The sequence below is a fragment of the Aeromonas sp. QDB20 genome, from assembly GCF_027707805.1.
GTDB lineage: Bacteria > Pseudomonadota > Gammaproteobacteria > Enterobacterales > Aeromonadaceae > Aeromonas > Aeromonas dhakensis.
In genome coordinates this window covers 47320-62258 of record NZ_JAPCJC010000027.1, presented here as the reverse complement: position 1 = coordinate 62258, position 14939 = coordinate 47320, and the positions used below count along the sequence as shown (strand labels likewise).

General features: G+C 62.7%; 14 protein-coding genes. 5 read left to right on the top strand and 9 right to left on the bottom strand.

What is annotated here, in order from left to right; genetic code table 11:
- Positions 1 to 393: 393 nt before the first annotated feature.
- From erpA to clcA, 3 genes are all read right to left on the bottom strand, one after another.
- Entirely contained in the window at positions 394 to 744 is a 351-nt protein-coding gene (gene erpA, locus PG897_RS20535) for an iron-sulfur cluster insertion protein ErpA (RefSeq protein WP_005304404.1), read from the bottom strand.
- A gap of 90 nt (positions 745 to 834) precedes the next feature.
- Complete coding sequence (locus PG897_RS20530; protein ID WP_043171243.1) at positions 835 to 1530, bottom strand: DUF6776 family protein; 696 nt, start codon at positions 1528 to 1530, stop codon at positions 835 to 837.
- 86 nt (positions 1531 to 1616) lie between these two features.
- Positions 1617 to 3011: a H(+)/Cl(-) exchange transporter ClcA gene (gene clcA / locus PG897_RS20525; protein ID WP_201882848.1), complete on the bottom strand. Its 1395-nt coding sequence runs from the start codon at positions 3009 to 3011 to the stop codon at positions 1617 to 1619.
- A 224-nt stretch (positions 3012 to 3235) separates the two neighbouring features.
- Between clcA and hemL the strand changes: the two genes are divergently transcribed.
- Both hemL and PG897_RS20515 read left to right on the top strand, forming a co-directional pair.
- Positions 3236 to 4522 (top strand): glutamate-1-semialdehyde 2,1-aminomutase, encoded by a 1287-nt coding sequence (gene hemL, locus PG897_RS20520; RefSeq protein ID WP_201882850.1) that lies wholly within the window; start codon positions 3236 to 3238, stop codon positions 4520 to 4522.
- 200 nt (positions 4523 to 4722) lie between these two features.
- Positions 4723 to 5538 (top strand): hypothetical protein, encoded by an 816-nt coding sequence (locus PG897_RS20515; RefSeq protein WP_201882852.1) that lies wholly within the window; start codon positions 4723 to 4725, stop codon positions 5536 to 5538.
- Between the two features lie 206 nt (positions 5539 to 5744).
- On the opposite strand, the gene PG897_RS20510 is transcribed toward PG897_RS20515, so the two are convergent.
- Together PG897_RS20510 and PG897_RS20505 are read right to left on the bottom strand one after the other, a co-directional pair.
- On the bottom strand, positions 5745 to 6647 hold the full coding sequence (locus PG897_RS20510; RefSeq protein ID WP_017766317.1) for a sulfite exporter TauE/SafE family protein: 903 nt from the start codon (positions 6645 to 6647) through the stop codon (positions 5745 to 5747).
- A gap of 257 nt (positions 6648 to 6904) precedes the next feature.
- The gene (locus tag PG897_RS20505) at positions 6905 to 7627 is read right to left on the bottom strand and encodes a phosphatase PAP2 family protein (RefSeq protein WP_065017875.1); all 723 of its coding nucleotides are present in this window, start codon (positions 7625 to 7627) and stop codon (positions 6905 to 6907) included.
- 211 nt (positions 7628 to 7838) lie between these two features.
- Between PG897_RS20505 and PG897_RS20500 the strand changes: the two genes are divergently transcribed.
- The gene (locus tag PG897_RS20500) at positions 7839 to 8366 is read left to right on the top strand and encodes a DUF2937 family protein (protein ID WP_043171248.1); all 528 of its coding nucleotides are present in this window, start codon (positions 7839 to 7841) and stop codon (positions 8364 to 8366) included.
- Positions 8367 to 8431: 65 nt separating this feature from the next.
- Here the strand turns inward: PG897_RS20500 and PG897_RS20495 are convergent, their stop codons facing one another.
- Both PG897_RS20495 and PG897_RS20490 read right to left on the bottom strand, forming a co-directional pair.
- Positions 8432 to 10012, bottom strand: a complete 1581-nt coding sequence (locus PG897_RS20495; protein ID WP_010636269.1) for a response regulator — start codon at positions 10010 to 10012, stop codon at positions 8432 to 8434.
- Between the two features lie 111 nt (positions 10013 to 10123).
- The gene (locus PG897_RS20490) at positions 10124 to 11005 is read right to left on the bottom strand and encodes a LysR family transcriptional regulator (RefSeq protein ID WP_005304434.1); all 882 of its coding nucleotides are present in this window, start codon (positions 11003 to 11005) and stop codon (positions 10124 to 10126) included.
- A gap of 157 nt (positions 11006 to 11162) precedes the next feature.
- On the opposite strand from PG897_RS20490, the gene PG897_RS20485 reads away from it, so the two are divergent.
- Positions 11163 to 11561 (top strand): SMR family transporter, encoded by a 399-nt coding sequence (locus PG897_RS20485; RefSeq protein WP_005304437.1) that lies wholly within the window; start codon positions 11163 to 11165, stop codon positions 11559 to 11561.
- The gene (locus tag PG897_RS20480; protein WP_017780532.1) at positions 11549 to 11869 is read left to right on the top strand and encodes an SMR family transporter; all 321 of its coding nucleotides are present in this window, start codon (positions 11549 to 11551) and stop codon (positions 11867 to 11869) included. The genes PG897_RS20485 and PG897_RS20480 overlap by 13 nt, the downstream gene beginning before the upstream one ends.
- Positions 11870 to 11961: 92 nt before the next feature.
- Here the strand turns inward: PG897_RS20480 and gloA2 are convergent, their stop codons facing one another.
- Both gloA2 and mrcB read right to left on the bottom strand, forming a co-directional pair.
- Positions 11962 to 12357: an SMU1112c/YaeR family gloxylase I-like metalloprotein gene (gloA2, locus tag PG897_RS20475; RefSeq protein ID WP_043171249.1), complete on the bottom strand. Its 396-nt coding sequence runs from the start codon at positions 12355 to 12357 to the stop codon at positions 11962 to 11964.
- 42 nt (positions 12358 to 12399) lie between these two features.
- On the bottom strand, positions 12400 to 14721 hold the full coding sequence (gene mrcB, locus PG897_RS20470) for a penicillin-binding protein 1B (protein WP_043171251.1): 2322 nt from the start codon (positions 14719 to 14721) through the stop codon (positions 12400 to 12402).
- Positions 14722 to 14939: the final 218 nt, after the last annotated feature.

Sequence of the window (14939 nt, the reverse complement as noted above, 5' to 3'; positions counted from 1 at the left end):
TGAAAATCAAAAATTGTTTTTGATGCTCGATGCTGTGAGTGCCCACACAGATTGCTTGATTCAAATTGTTAAAGAGCAGGGTCGATAACTATAACCCTCACCAGCTTGCTTTGCAAGGTGGACCAGACGCGCACTGCGCCGTGCTGATGGAGGCGCATTATAGGGATATGATTCTCGCTGACAAGCGAAAACTCCGTGTTTTTTTGAAAAAGACGTTCAAGTGTTTAACTAACCACCAATCAGGATAAAAAGCGCCCCAACAGCAACCCAAAGGAAGCCCATCAAGGTCTCTTGAGCATTAGCTGCTGGTCCAGAGCGTCCGACTATAAAGATGGGTGCCAAAACGAAAAGGGCCCCTTGGGGCCCTTCGATATCACGGGGTATCTCTATATCTCAGATAGAGAAGCTGGAACCACAGCCACAGGTGGTAGTGGCATTGGGGTTGGTCACGGTGAAGCGGGAGCCTTCCAGACCTTCGGTGTAATCCACACTGCCGCCAACCAGATACTGCAGGCTCATGGGATCGATCACCATGGTGACCCCGCTCTTCTCGACCACGGTATCCCCTTCGTTGATCTTCTCATCGAAGGTGAAACCATACTGGAAACCGGAGCAGCCACCGCCCGTGATGTACACCCGCAGCTTGAGCTCGGGATTTTCTTCTTCGGTGATCAGGGTCTTCACCTTGTTGGCTGCCGCATCCGTCATCTGGATGGGCAACGGGGCTTCTGCTACTGCACTCATTACTGACCTCACAACCGTTAAATCCACAAACATGGAAACCGCGAAATTATCCAATACCCGACCATTCAGTTCAAGTATTCACCAAGCTTCTTACTGTGCGGCCGGTACCGGTGCCGGTGGAGCAGCTACCAGTGGCTTGATTACCTCACCCCATTCAGCCAGTAGCTCCTGGGCCGGTTGCCGGCCATCCTTGCTGATGGTGACCCGCACCCGGTCCGGTACAAAGCCTTCCGGCAACTGCCAGTTGCCTTCCAGCAGCTGGAAGTAACGCAGTGCATAGCGCCCCTCTCCTACCTTCATGCCCAGCTCACGACTGCCGAGGGTTATGGGCTTGTCACCCTGGCTTCCTTCCACCTTTATCTGTACCTGACCGCGGAACAGCTCGCGCTTCTTGGCGGGCTGGGTCAGCGCCAGCCGATAGTGATAGCGACTTGGAATGCTGGTCTCCTGCAGGGTGAGGTTGTCGATCACCACCCCCACCTGCTCGCCGGTGGGACGCATGATCCGCTCGAAGAAAGCCAGCTGGCGCTTCTGCTCCTGCACCTGGGCTTCCTGATCCTTGAGCGCCTGTTGCAACTGCTCGAATGCTGCCTTCTGGGTAGCCAGCAGGGTCTCCTTGATGCCGAGCTCGCTTTTGAGCTGGCCAATGGCCTTGGCCTGGCGCTCCAGCGTCTCCTGCTGAACCGTCAACAGGCTGCTCTGAGCCAGCTCCTGGCGATTACCGACGAAATAGCCGATGAGCGCCCCCACCATCAGCACTGCCACCCACTTCATTATCTGGGTCATAAGGCCTCTTTTGTTACTGCGCATACTGCGGCCACGCTCCCTTCACTATACGCGACACAAGCAGATTCAGGCCGGCAGACAAAGAGTTAACCGGCACTGGTGCCGCTTTCTCCCCGCTTTTGACGCGCCGCGAGCCGTAAAGTTCGCTCCAGGATCTGGGAATAGATGGGGCGGCCTCCCAACCACTGGGCCACCAGGGTCGCACCCACCGTGGTGATCATCATGGGCAGGATCAGTTGATAGTTGTCGGTCATCTCGGTCACCAGCACTATGCCGGTGATGGGCGCACGCACGGTGGCGGCAAACAGCGCCCCCATACCGGCGATGGCAAAGGCGCCCGGTTCTATGCCAAGTTCGGGGAAGGCCGAGTGGAACAGGTGACCGAACACCACCCCGAACAGGGTGCCAAGGGCCAGGGTCGGCGCAAATACCCCACCCGGCGCGCCGGAGCAGAAACAGATCAGAGTGGCCACCAACCGGATGGAAAAGATCAGGAACAGGGTGGCCATCGCATACTCCCCGCCCATCAGGTGAGGGATAAGTTCGGTGCCGCCACCGGTCACCGCCGGGGCGAACAGCGACAGCACGCCGAAGGTGCCTGCCACCAGCATGCCGATGGCCACGAAGCGATGGCGCTTGTTTTGATGCAGAGCCAGATAACCATCCTGACAGGCCAGCACCAGCTTGTTGAAGACGAACCCCAGCACCCCGAAAGCCGCTCCCATGAAGAGGAACAACCAGAGCGCCTTGAGGGCCGGGGCGTCGTAGTGAGGCAAGCTGATCACGGCCCCCTGCCCCTTCATGTTCTGCAGCATCAGGGTCGCCATGATGGCGGAGATGCCCACCGCCTTGATGGCCAGAAAAGAGTAGCGAAACTGCGGTCGCATCTCCTCCATCACGAACAGGATCCCCGCCAACGGCGCATTGAAGGCGGCGGCCAGACCGCCGGCCGCACCGGCCGCCAGCAGGGCATGGCCGTGCTCCTTGGGCAGCCGGAAGATATCCGCCACCATCTTGCCGAGGTTGCCGCCGATCTGCACCGAGGGCCCCTCCCGCCCCAGCACCATGCCGGAACTCAGGGTACAGATGCCACCGAAAAACTTGACCGGCAACACCCGCCACCAGCGCACCGGCCGCAGCTCGTCCATGGCGCCCTCGATCTCGGGAATGCCGGAGCCACCCGCCTCCGGCGCAAAAGTGTGGGTCAGGAAATAGCCGATCATCCCCAGCAGGGCGCTGAAACCGAAGCCGAGCAGACCGAGCTGCCACCAGGGGCGATCGGCCAGCAGATCAATGCGCTGCTGCGCCAGCCAGTGGACGCCGGACTCGAACAGTCCACAGACCAGCCCGGCCAGGGTACCGACCAGTGCCGCCAACAGCAGCACCAGCAGAGGCATCTTGTCTTGATGAATGATCCGCCGCAGGACGGGGCCACGGGGAGGCGAGAGCGGTTCGGCAGAGGAGAAAGCTTGTTGCGACATGAAAAAAACCACATTCGTTTGCTGACGGAGGTAACGACATCCAGCCTGCTGCCCGGCTGCCCAGCATCGGGCCTTTCTGCTATAGTCGGCCCGTTTCATTTAACACGGGGCAGTCCTTGGCCAGGGAGTCAAGAGCGCAAGCATACTCCAGCTCCCCCCGACTGCCGAGCCGCAATCGGCCACCTGCCCCTGTGTGACGACCAAAATCCCATTAAGGATGATCCATGTCAAAATCAGATCAGCTGTTTGAACAGGCCCGCCAGACCATTCCGGGCGGCGTCAACTCACCGGTCCGCGCCTTCAATGGGGTCGGCGGCACACCCCGCTTCATCGATCACGCCGATGGCGCCTACCTCTATGACGTGGACGGCCAGGCCTACGTGGATTACATCGGCTCCTGGGGCCCCATGCTGCTGGGTCACAACCACCCGGCCATCAAGGCTGCCGTCATCAAGGCCGTCGAGAAAGGGCTGAGCTACGGCGCCCCCACCGAGATCGAAGTGCTGATGGCCGAAAAGGTACGCCAGATCGTCCCCTCCATGGAGCAGGTGCGGATGGTCAACTCCGGCACCGAGGCGACCATGAGCGCCATCCGGCTGGCCCGCGGCTACACCGGCCGCGACAAGATCGTCAAATTCGAAGGCTGCTACCACGGCCACGCCGACTCCCTGCTGGTCAAGGCCGGCTCCGGCGCGCTGACCCTGGGTCAACCCAACAGCCCGGGCGTGCCGGCCGACTTTGCCAAGCACACCCTCACCTGCGTGTTCAACGATCTGGACTCGGTACGCGAGGCCTTCAGCCAGTACGGCAACGAGATCGCATGCATCATCGTCGAGCCGGTGGCCGGCAACATGAACTGCATCCCGCCGGTGCCCGGTTTCCTGGAAGGGCTGCGCACCATCTGTGACGAGTTCGGCGCCCTGCTGATCCTGGACGAGGTGATGACAGGTTTTCGCGTCTCCCTGCGCGGCGCCCAGGGCCACTACAACATCGATCCGGATCTCACTACCCTCGGCAAGATCATCGGTGCCGGCATGCCGGTCGGCGCCTTCGGCGGCAAGAAGAAGGTGATGCAGCACATCGCCCCGACCGGCCCGGTCTATCAGGCCGGCACTCTCTCCGGCAACCCGGTGGCCATGGCCGCCGGCCTCACCATGCTGGATCTGCTGCTGGAGCCGGGCCTCTATGAACAGCTGAGCGACAAGACCGCCCGGGTTGCCGAAGGGTTCAAAGCCGCCGCCGCCAAACACGGTATCCCGCTCGCCATCAACTACGTGGGCGGCATGTTCGGCTTCTTCTTTACCGACGAGACCGAGATCACCCGCTATGAGCAGGTGACCCGCTGCGACATGGAGCGCTTCAAGCGCTTCTATCACCTGATGCTGGAAGAGGGCGTCTATCTGGCGCCGAGCGCCTACGAGGCGGGTTTCCTGTCGCTGGCCCACGGCGACAAGGAGATCGAACACACCCTGGCCGCCGCCGAGCGCAGCTTCGCCAAGCTGGCCGGCTAAGCCGTCGCCATCTGTCGCACAAGGGCCCTTCACGGGCCCTTTTTCATCCTCCCCTCGCCATGCCCGCTGCCGGTGCAATCTGCCCGTCGGCAACCGTGATTTGTCACCAAACGGTGCAACCCCCACCACAGTCGTTGTCATAAAGCAGGCCCACAATTTGCAGCCGTCAGCAAGACCCACCCTTTGTGAGCGAGGTAGGTATGGCGGAAATGAGCCCCATCGATGTGCTGCGACGCTATCAGGAGTACGAAGCCGAACTGGCCCCCCTGCTGCTGGGGCTGCTGACGGCATCGCCCGATTCACTCAGCAGTTATCCCTTCATCCTGAACCAGGCTCCCAGCCGGGAACCGCTCGGGATCCTGCCACCAGTGCCAGCGCCGCAAGCCCGTTTGCATCTAATCGTGAGAGGCCAAGGCCGTGAACTGACCCTCTGCCTGAACCAGCTCATCGCCTGGCTGATGGGGGACAGAGAGCGACGCCGGGCCATGCCCTGGTTCAAGGGGGTCTATGTGGTGTTGAGTCTGGCGCTGTTTCTGATCGTCGCGACGCTCATCTGGCACGGGCTGGAGCAGCTCTATCTGCTGCTGTGCGGGGCGCAGCAGAACCGGCTGGGGGCCTTCAGCGCCATCATCTTCCTGACCCTGGCGTTGGCGGTGTTCGATCTGGGCAAGACCATTCTGGAAGAGGAGGTGCTGCTGCATAAGGACATCTTTCGCCACAGCGCCATTCGCCGCACCATTACCCGCTTCATCGCCGCCATCCTGATCGCAGTCTCCATCGAGGGATTGCTGTTGCTGTTCAAGGGATCATTAGGCCAGAGCGAACTGCTCTGGCCGGCGGTGGGTGTGATGGGGTGCGCCGTGGGGCTGCTGCTGGCCCTCGGGCTCTATGTGTTTCTGGGGGCCAGGGCCGAAGCGGCGCTGGTGCAGGCCAACCTGCGACCTCTGCCAGCGGGGGTTGTGGTGCCCCCCGCGCCCCCAGCCAAGAAGCGGGCATGGTCCAGGAGGTATAGATAACGCCAAAGGCCTGCAACCACTTCAATACTCCGCGGCCAGCACCGGCACGCACCGCACTGGCTAACCAGTGACGCCTGCCAGCCGGGGTTGTGGCGCCCGTCGCGCCGCCCGCCAAGAAACGTACCTGGCCCAGGAGGTATAGATAACGCCAAAGGCCTGCAACCACTTCAATACTCCGCGGCCAGCACCGACACGCGCCGTACTGGCTAACCAGTGACGCCTGCCAGCCGGGGTTGTGGCGCCCGTCGCGCCGCCCGCCAGGAGGCGTACATGGTCCAGGAGGTATAGATGACGATGAAGGCCACCAGCCATTTGAGCATCGCCATGTCCATGGATTTGACCAGCATGGCCGCCAGCACCACGCCGACCGGACCGAAGATGGCCACCGCCAGCACCGCCTTGGCGTCGAAGGCCCCCTTGCGGATGAAGGTACCCGCCGAGAAGACGCTGAGCACGGCGGTGGAGCCCATCATGATGGGAAACGCCGCCAGCGGATTCATGCCGAGCAGATAGACCAGGGTCATGCAGGGGGCGAACAGGCCTATGCCCACGTTCATCAGCACACCGAAGAGGAAGTTGCCGGCGAGCGCTATCCCGAGCTTGTAACCGGTCAGCCCCATGGCATCGCCACCGAGGGGGAACAGCCCCAGCAGGCCGGCGAAGATGAGGCCGGCCACCACCAGCAGGGAGACCGCCATCACCAGCCGGATGGTCTGGCGATCGAACGAGGCGACGTGGCGCGCCCCCCAGGCCGCGCCGGCAGCGGCGGCCACCATCATGCCGATGAGGGTGAGCGGATCCACCTGCACGGCACCGATGAAGATCAGCGACTGGGTGACCGTCGGCAACACGCACTGGCCGTTGAGGGTGCCCGGCAGCAGCCGATCGTCGATCAGCTTGAACTGCTTGTAGCAGGCGGTCTTCACCGCGAAGCTGCCAACCCCCAGGGTATCGAGAAAATTGGCGACAAAACCGATGGCCGCCACCGGCCAGAAGGGGGTCGACTCCAGCGCACCCTGTTGCCGCTTGTGCCACCAGGCCCGTACCAGCATGAAGATGAACGCCAGCGCACAGATGATGAATATCAGGCGCAAAAGATTAATTAACATACAGAGTTCTCCAGCAACGGGCGGCGATTCTAAGGCAGCAAAAATAAAAAATCTTGGCCCTGATCAAGCATTCATCCCTTGCAAACGATTCCTTGGAGAAACTCTTGTTAGGCACGCCCGAACGAATCTGCTAATACTTCTCTATGAGGGCCAGCAGGCCTGGGGCCGCCGGTGGTAGTCATGGTCATTTCGCGACGACCACAGTCACCGGCTGGAAGTAGCCAAAAAGAAGGCCGGTATGCACCGACCTTCTTTTTTTATTGCTGACTCGCCGGTGTTTTGCCCGCCAGCCACTGCCAGCCCGGCAGGCGTGGCAGCCGCTGGGCGATCCAGCCGATCAGCGCATCCGACAGACCGGTCGACAGCAACAGAGGCAGACAGAGCAGGGTCAAGGAGAGGGCGCCGACATAGACATCCGTCAGCCAGTGGGCACCGGAGAGGATGCGGGGCGCCGAGAACAGCGGCACCATCAGCAGCGCCGTCACCCCGGCCCAGCGTGGCAGATAGCGCAGGGCAAAACCGGCGAAGATCATCAGGAACAGGGCGTGATCGCCGGGGAAGCTGTCGCTGGACGAATCCTTGGTCGGGATCCCGCTGAGCTGGGTGACCCGCAGTGCATCCGCCACCATCAGGGTCGGGCTGGGCCGGCTGACCGGCAGCAGATGACCAAACTGGTTGATCACCAGGGCCCCCAGCAACATGACACACCCCATGGCCACCAACCGGCGACGCCCCTGCTCGTCAGCACGCCAGAAGCAGCGGGAGAGGATAAGCCCCATGCAGGAGAGCACCGCCAGATCGAACAACCGGTTGTTGGTCACCGCCACCAGATCGGCCCACCATTGGGCCTGACCCAGCCAGCCATTGACCAGATGGAAGACGACGAGATCCCACTGATCCCAGGGGCCGTGCTCAGGCAGAGCGGCCCAGCTGACGGCGATGAGACCACCCAACAGATAACAGGGTATAAATTTGCGCATAAGGACTCTCCTCCCCGAAAAATGGGGCCGTATTTTAGAACATAAGAAGCGTGACGTGAATCACACAAATGAGGGAGGAAGCAAAGTTCATGGGGAAAACAGCGCGGCAGAACAGGTTCCGTTTAAGCCCTCCCTGGAATGTTCCGATCCAGATGGCGGGCTTGGCCGTCCCCGACCTTGCGGCTAGTATGGAGCTCTTCCCTTTCGCGAGATGAACAGCAATATGCGCAGCTACCTCAGGATGATGCTGTTTGCCCTTGGCCTGCTGGCCGGCGTGCAGATCCCGGGTCTGATCGACCTCTACTACCAGCGGCTGGATGCCCGGCTGCAACAGGCCAGCCTCAGCCTTGCCCCCTTTCAGGAGACGGCGGATCAGCACTTCAACGGCGATCTGACGGCCCTGGTCAACCACTACCGCACCAACCCGGATCCGGTCTTCGCCAAGGATGCAGCCAGCCTGCAACTGCTGGTCAGCCAGCGTCAGACCCTGCAGCAGGAGAGCGTCTACAAGAACGCCCCCTGGTACCGGCAGCTCGCCCACCTGCTGCTGCGTGCCGAGCCCCAGCTCTGGCAAGATACCCTGCAAAACTACAGCTACGTGGTACCGCTCAAGCAGGCCGCCATCGTCTGCGGCATGGCGGCGGGGTTGCTCTCGGCCCTTGTCGGCGATCTGCTGCTCGGCCTCCTGCTGCTGCCGTTTCGCCAGCGCCAGTCCAGGGTACGCTACGGCCAGCGCTGATCCCTCAGCCAGTACCCGCCAACAACAAGGGGGCCCGCGGCCCCCTTGTCGTCTCTTGCTCTCCCCTACAGCTCGTAGGGCAAGCGCGATTCGCTGACCAGCCGGTTGAGCGCCTTCACCACCTCGGGATCGAACTGACTGCCTGAGCGCGACATGATGTACTCCATGGTCTGGGCCAGCGACCAGGGCTCCTTGTAGGGGCGCTTGCTGAGCAGGGCGTCAAACACGTCGACCACCGCCACGATGCGGGCCGACAGCGGGATCTGCTCGCCGGCCAGCTGCTCCGGGTAACCCTTGCCATCGAAGTGCTCATGGTGGCCACGGGCGATCTCGGCCCCCAGCGACAGATAACTGGTCCCCTCCACCATCTCCCCCGCCTTGTGCAATATGCTGGCACCGATGTCCGCATGCTGCTCCATGATGGCCCGCTCATCCGGCTCGAACCGCCCCGGCTTGTGCAGGATATGGTCCGGCGTGCCCACCTTGCCCACGTCGTGCAGTATGCTGGCCATGCCGATCATGTCGACGAAGCCGGGGGTCAGTTCGTCGGGATAGGCCCCCGCCTGTTGCAGCTCGGCCACGATGGCATCGGAAAGCTTCTGCACCCGCAGCACGTGATCGCCGGTATCCGAATCGCGAAACTCCGCCAGCGCCGCCAGCGCCACCACGGTTGCCTCCTGGGCACGCAGCAGCTGGTTGTAGAGATAGAGGTTGTCATACGCTGCAGAGATCCGCTGGCAAAACACGTCCAGCAGATCGCACTCGAGCGGGTCGAGCGGCTGAGTGGGGGTGAAGTTGAGCACGAACTCGCGCCCGTTCTGGGCGGCGATGTAGAGCGCATCCTGGGGATGCTCGAAGCGGTTGCAGCGATTGGCCAGCGCACTCATCACAGAGTCGTGCAGGGCCGGGAAGGCAGTGAGCGGCACGTCGCTCAGCAGGGATTCATAGTCACCGGTAGCGGCCAGGATCTCCAGCTCCTGCGAGCCGGGCCGGCGCTCGGCGCAGATGGCCCCCTCGGTGCCCACATCGAGAATGGCGCTGATCTGCTTGAGCACCCCGGAGGCAAATTCCCGCAGCGAATGCAGGTGATAGAGATCCCCCGCCCCCTCCAGTATCTTGCCGAGCCCCTGCCGGCTCTTGTCGATGGCACAAAGGGTCTCGTAGGAGCGCAAGGAGGCGATGACGGTGGTGTAGAGCTTCTGCACCGTCAGCTCGGTCTTGGTCTTGTAGTCGTTGATGTCGTAATCGAGGATCACCCGCTGCTCGGGGGCCTGCCCGGGCTGGCCAGTGCGCAGCACGATGCGGACCAGGCCGTTCTTCATCTCGTTGCGGATCTGGTGCACCAGCCGCAGGCCGGCGTCCTCGGTCTCCATTACCACGTCGAGCAGGATCAGGGCGATGCGCGGGTTGGCTTGCAGCATGCGGGCAGCCTCGGCACCGCTGTAGGCGTTGAGCAGGGCTAGCGGGCGGGATTTGTACTGAATGTTGGAGAGTGCCAGCCGGGTGGCATGATGAATGTCCGGTTCGTCATCGACGATCAGCACCTGCCAGGGGTTGGCCATCCTGGTCACCACGGCCTCATCGTCATCCAGCTCGATGATGTCGTCATCCAGCCAGATCTCGTCCTTGTCTTGGGCACTGCTCATATCGTTCACGCCTCCAGGCGCTGCATGAGGGTACAGACAGTATGTACCATCAGGCCGCGATGGATCACAAGCCCCGCGCGATCCGCCTGCCACCATCCATGAACAGATGACTCACTCGAACGGTTCGAGATAGGCCTGGATCGCCTTGCGCAGCCAGGCCAGCACCCTGCCGTGGTAGGCATTTTCCGACAGATAGACGCCGTAGTCCCGCCACTGCAGGCTGAACTTGTGCTTGAGGGTGAGCAGGGAGCCTTGACGCAGCTGGCTCTGGATCAGCGGCGATGGCAGTACGGCCCAACCGAGGCCGTCGAGCACCGCATCGCGCATCAGCTCGAAACTCGACAGCCCGATGTGGTGGCCGCCGATGGGCAGCAGGCTCTTGACCGAGAATTCGTCCACGTAGGAGAGGGTGACCTGGGTGTGGCCGGTCAGATCCTGCTGCAGTACCCGCTTCAGGCTGGCCAGCGGATGGCTCGGCGCCACCACCATCAGGGTACGGATCGGGTTGAGCACCTCGATGTTGAGGCCGCTGCGCTCCTGCTCCTCGGTGATGAGGCCGAAAGCGGCGTCGACAAACCCCTCCTCCACCAACGCGGGCAGCTCGGGCGGCGAGGCCAGCACCAGCGAGATGCTGGTGCCGGGAAACCGGTGACGCAGCTGGCCCAGCATCTCCCGCCACACCGCCTCGGGAATGGCATCATCCCGCGCCACCCGCAGCGCCACCTCGGCGCCGGAGGCGTAATGTTCGCACTTGAGCTTGAGACTGTTGGCCGCCTGCAGCAGCCGCTTGCAGTCGTCCAGCACTTGCTCGCCAATCTCGGTCAATCGACTCTGGTTGGCCCCTCGTTCAAAAAGTTCGACGCCAAGCTCCACCTCCAGTGCCGCTATCGCCGTACTGACCGCACTGCGACTCTTGCCAAGCCGTCGCGCCGTGTTGGCAATAGAGCCGCTACTGGCTGATTCCACAAAGAGTTGTATCTGGTAGAGCTTCATGATCCGGGTCGAGAGCTGGGTATCCGATATTCACCTTACCTCGCCCGCTTCTGCCAAGGCAAACCGTCAGCGTCTGAATTATCGACGCTCAGCGATTCCAGCCTCCCGCCGGGTGGCGACTATCATGGCCCCCGTCGCAGCAACAAAAGGACATTTTATGTTATTCAACCGCATGCTCCTGGCCCGCATCTTCCTGACGGGCGCCATCCTGACCGAGGTCGCCGGCACCTCCAGCATGGCCATGATCCCGGAGAACGAAGCCGGCTGGCTCAACTACCTGCCCATGTGGCTGCTCATCTCCTTCTCCTACCTGTTGTTGGCCAAAGCCGCCAAAACAATCTCCATTGGCATTGCCTTCGCGCTCTGGGAGGGACTGGGGATCGCGCTGATCACCGTCGTCTCCGTGCTGTTCCTCGACTACCAGCTGAATGCTCAGGAGTTGATCGGACTGGCGCTGGCCATAGTGGGGATTGTTCTGGTGACGATGGGCGAGCGCCACGATGAACCGGCCGCTCGCACACCCCGTGCCAACGAGGAGGCCGTATGCACCCGCTGATGATAGTACTGGGCGCGGCCTTGCTGGATATCGGCGCCAACATGGCGATCAACCGTTCGGTCGGTTTTCGTCACAAGGGGTGGGGATTCCTCGGCATCCTGCTGGTGCTGTGTGCCTTCACCCTGCTGTCGGAAGCGGTCAGCACCGGCAAGATCGATCTGGCCGTGGCCTACGCCACCTGGGGCGCCATCGGCATCCTGGGCACCGCCCTCGGCGGCCTGCTGCTGTTTGGCGAGCGACTCAAGCCCATCGGCTGGATCGGCATGCTGGTGATGGCCGTCGCGGTCACCCTGCTCACCACCGCCTGATCCCGAGAATGCATCCATGAAAAGCAGCCGCCAGGTACACCGGGCGGCTGCTTGTTTTTGGGCATGATTTCATGATGGCGAGCGCCTCGTCACTAGGCTTCGTACAGCTCCATCGGCAGGCCGTCGGGGTCGGCGAAGAAGGTAAAACGGCGGCCGGTCAGCTCGTCCACCCGCACCGGCTCCACCTCGACGCCATGACCCTGCAGATGGGCGATGACCCGGTCGAGATCCGAGACCCGAAAGGCCAGGTGGCGCAAACCGCACGCCTCCGGCCGGGAGGGGCGCGGGGGCGGCGCCGGGAAGCTGAACAGCTCCAGCTGGCTGCCGTCCGGCAGCGCCAGATCCAGCTTCCACGACTGGCGCTCGGCCCGCAGGGTCTCGGCGATGATGGGCAGCCCCAGCACCTGGTGGTAGAAGTGGCGCGAGCGCGCATAATCGCTGGCGATGATGGCCACGTGGTGGATGGCATCAAACAGAGGATGTGACATGAGCACTCCGGGCAGACGGGCAGCCAGAGCTGCCCGCCGCGGTCAGTTGAAGAAACCGTTGAACCAGTTGTCCAGCGCATTGACCGGGCTGGACACCGGAGTGGCACAGCTCATGGGCTCGGCCAGCCCGGCCAGCTTGGCCGGCACCTGCAGACTGCCGGGGCAGTCGCTGGCAACTCGGGCGCCGCTGGTGCGAGAGAAGCTGGCCCAACTCACCCCCTGCGGCATGTTCATGGCCAGGCTGTTGACCCCGCGCTGGCTCATGTAGCCACTGAACAGCTGCAGGGCACCGCTGGCGCCTGTCAGGCCGGCCGGGGTGTTGTCGTCGCGACCGACCCAGATGCTGACCAGCTCGTTGTTGTCGAGCCCGGTAAACCAGGAGTCGCGCAGCTCGTTGGTAGTGCCCGTCTTGGCCGCCATGGTGGCGCCAGGGAACTTGGCACCAAGCGCCCGCGCCGTGCCCTGGCTTACCGTCTTGGTCATGGCGAACAGGGTCAGCCAGCTGGCCTGCTCGTCGGTCACCCGCTTGGCCGCCTCATCATGCTGATAGAGCTTGCTGCCGTCGCTGTTGACCACGGCCCGGATCGCCGACAGCGGCTGGGTCAGCCCCTGGTTGGCGATGGGCAGGTACATCTGGTTCACCTCCATCGGCGAGAGGGCCACCGCCCCCAGCACCAGGGACGGATAGGGCTGGATCTCCTGCTCCACCCCCAACTTGTGCAGGGTGTCCACCACCTTGTCCAGCCCCACCTGCAGCCCCAAGTTGACGGTCGGCACGTTGAGGGAGCTGGCCAGCGCATCCATCAGCGGCACGCTCTGGCGGAACTTGCGGTCGTAGTTTTGCGGGGTCCAGATCTGGCCATCCTTGCCGCGAATGCGGATCGGCTGATCTTTAAGCGGCGTGCCCAGAGTCAGGCCGTTGGAGAGACCGGTCAGGTAGACCGCGGGCTTGACCAGCGAGCCTATCTGGCGGCGGGCATCCAGCGCCCGGTTGAAGCCGGCGTAGCGCGGATCCCGGCCCCCCACCATGGCCACCACCTCGCCCTTGTGCCAGTCGGAGACCACCATGGCCGCCTCCAGCTTCTTCTTGCCACGTTGCTTCTCGATGGTGGCCAGACCCGACTCCACCGCCTGCTCGGCGGCGTGCTGGGCGATGGGATCCAGACTGGTGAAGATCTTGAGGCCGGACTGTTTGAGCAGATCCGGGCCGAAGCGGCTCTGGATCTCCCGCTTGAGCAGCCCCATGAAGGCCGGGGTACGGCCATAACTCATCTGGCCGCGGGTAATGATGCCGAGCGGCTGCTTGCTGGCCAGTTCATACTCGGCCGGCTGCAGGCTGCCGTGATCCATCAGCAGCTTGAGCACCAGATCACGGCGCGCCTTGGCCCGCTCCGGGAAGCGCCAGGGATCGTAATAGGAGGGGCCCTTCACCATGCCCACCAGCAGGGCCACCTGATCGATGTCCAGCTCGTTGACCGGAATGCCGAAGTAGAAGTAGGAGGCGAGCCCGAAGCCATAGACCCCCTGGGAGAAGTTCTGCCCCAGATAGACCTCGTTGAGGTAGGCTTCCAGGATCTCGTCCTTGCTGTAGCGATAGTCGATGAGCACCGCCATGTAGGCTTCCTGCGCCTTGCGCCACAGGCTGCGTTCCCGGGTCAGGAAGAAGTTCTTGGCCAGCTGCTGGGTCAGGGTACTGCCGCCCTGCACGGTGCGCCCCGCCAGCAGGTTGGCCGCCATGGCGCGCATGATGGCCACCGGCGAGACGCCGCCGTGCTGGTAGAAGTCCCGATCCTCGGTGGTGAGCAATGTGATCAGCAGGCTGTCCGGCACCTCGGCGAGGCGCACCAGCAGGCGATCCTCCCGATCCTCGGTGTTGAGGCGATCGAGCAGCACCGGGTCCATCTGGGCGTAACCGAGCTGACGCTGGTTCTCCAGCGACTGGATCCCCTCCAACCGCGCGCCGTTGAAGGTGAGGCGCAGGCCGCGGGCGGCATCGGCCCCGTCATGGAAGGCAAACGGCCGGCGAACAAGCTCGATGCTGTTGCCGCTCACCGCATACTCGCCCGGGGAGTGGGGCTGGCGCACCTGCTTGTAGCTCAGCATGTTGAGCTCGCGCAGCATCTGGGTCTGGGAGAGGCGCTGGCTGGGATAGAGCTCCAGCGGCCGGCTGTAGACCATCACTGGCAACTGCCACTTCTCGCCGTCGAAGCGTTCACGCACCTTGGTATCCAGGTAGATGCCAAACACCACCATGAAGGCCGCTCCCACCAGGGAGAGCTTGAAGCCCAGCCAGAACAGCGTGCGCCAGATGGTGCGTTTGGGCGCCACCTTCTTGGGAGTGCGCTTGCGTCGTTGCGTTGCCATAAATCCTCTTTGCTTCTCTTTCTACTTATGTTGTCGCATTCGCGAACGTCCGATCGGGCCTGACCAATCGAACCGGGATCCTGAGTTTCATTTCGCCAGACCAAGGGATACCCCCTCATCCCCAACCCTTCTCCCATCTCGTTGAAAAAGGCAGAGGAAAAGGGCGCAAACACCCAGCGCGATCGGTTCCCTCTCTCTGGGAACGAGTCAGGGTGAGG

Excerpts from the sequence above, each read along its gene's own strand:
- gloA2 (WP_043171249.1), bottom strand. The coding sequence starts at position 12,357 with ATGTCACATCCTCTGTTTGATGCCATCCACCACGTGGCCATCATCGCC.
- PG897_RS20510 (WP_017766317.1), bottom strand. The coding sequence starts at position 6,647 with ATGTTAATTAATCTTTTGCGCCTGATATTCATCATCTGTGCGCTGGCG.
- PG897_RS20485 (WP_005304437.1), top strand. The coding sequence starts at position 11,163 with ATGTTATTCAACCGCATGCTCCTGGCCCGCATCTTCCTGACGGGCGCC.
- PG897_RS20515 (WP_201882852.1), top strand. The coding sequence starts at position 4,723 with ATGGCGGAAATGAGCCCCATCGATGTGCTGCGACGCTATCAGGAGTAC.
- hemL (WP_201882850.1), top strand. The coding sequence starts at position 3,236 with ATGTCAAAATCAGATCAGCTGTTTGAACAGGCCCGCCAGACCATTCCG.
- PG897_RS20500 (WP_043171248.1), top strand. The coding sequence starts at position 7,839 with ATGAACAGCAATATGCGCAGCTACCTCAGGATGATGCTGTTTGCCCTT.
- clcA (WP_201882848.1), bottom strand. The coding sequence starts at position 3,011 with ATGTCGCAACAAGCTTTCTCCTCTGCCGAACCGCTCTCGCCTCCCCGT.
- PG897_RS20495 (WP_010636269.1), bottom strand. The coding sequence starts at position 10,012 with ATGAGCAGTGCCCAAGACAAGGACGAGATCTGGCTGGATGACGACATC.
- erpA (WP_005304404.1), bottom strand. The coding sequence starts at position 744 with ATGAGTGCAGTAGCAGAAGCCCCGTTGCCCATCCAGATGACGGATGCG.
- PG897_RS20530 (WP_043171243.1), bottom strand. The coding sequence starts at position 1,530 with ATGACCCAGATAATGAAGTGGGTGGCAGTGCTGATGGTGGGGGCGCTC.
- mrcB (WP_043171251.1), bottom strand. The coding sequence starts at position 14,721 with ATGGCAACGCAACGACGCAAGCGCACTCCCAAGAAGGTGGCGCCCAAA.
- PG897_RS20480 (WP_017780532.1), top strand. The coding sequence starts at position 11,549 with ATGCACCCGCTGATGATAGTACTGGGCGCGGCCTTGCTGGATATCGGC.
- PG897_RS20505 (WP_065017875.1), bottom strand. The coding sequence starts at position 7,627 with ATGCGCAAATTTATACCCTGTTATCTGTTGGGTGGTCTCATCGCCGTC.
- PG897_RS20490 (WP_005304434.1), bottom strand. The coding sequence starts at position 11,005 with ATGAAGCTCTACCAGATACAACTCTTTGTGGAATCAGCCAGTAGCGGC.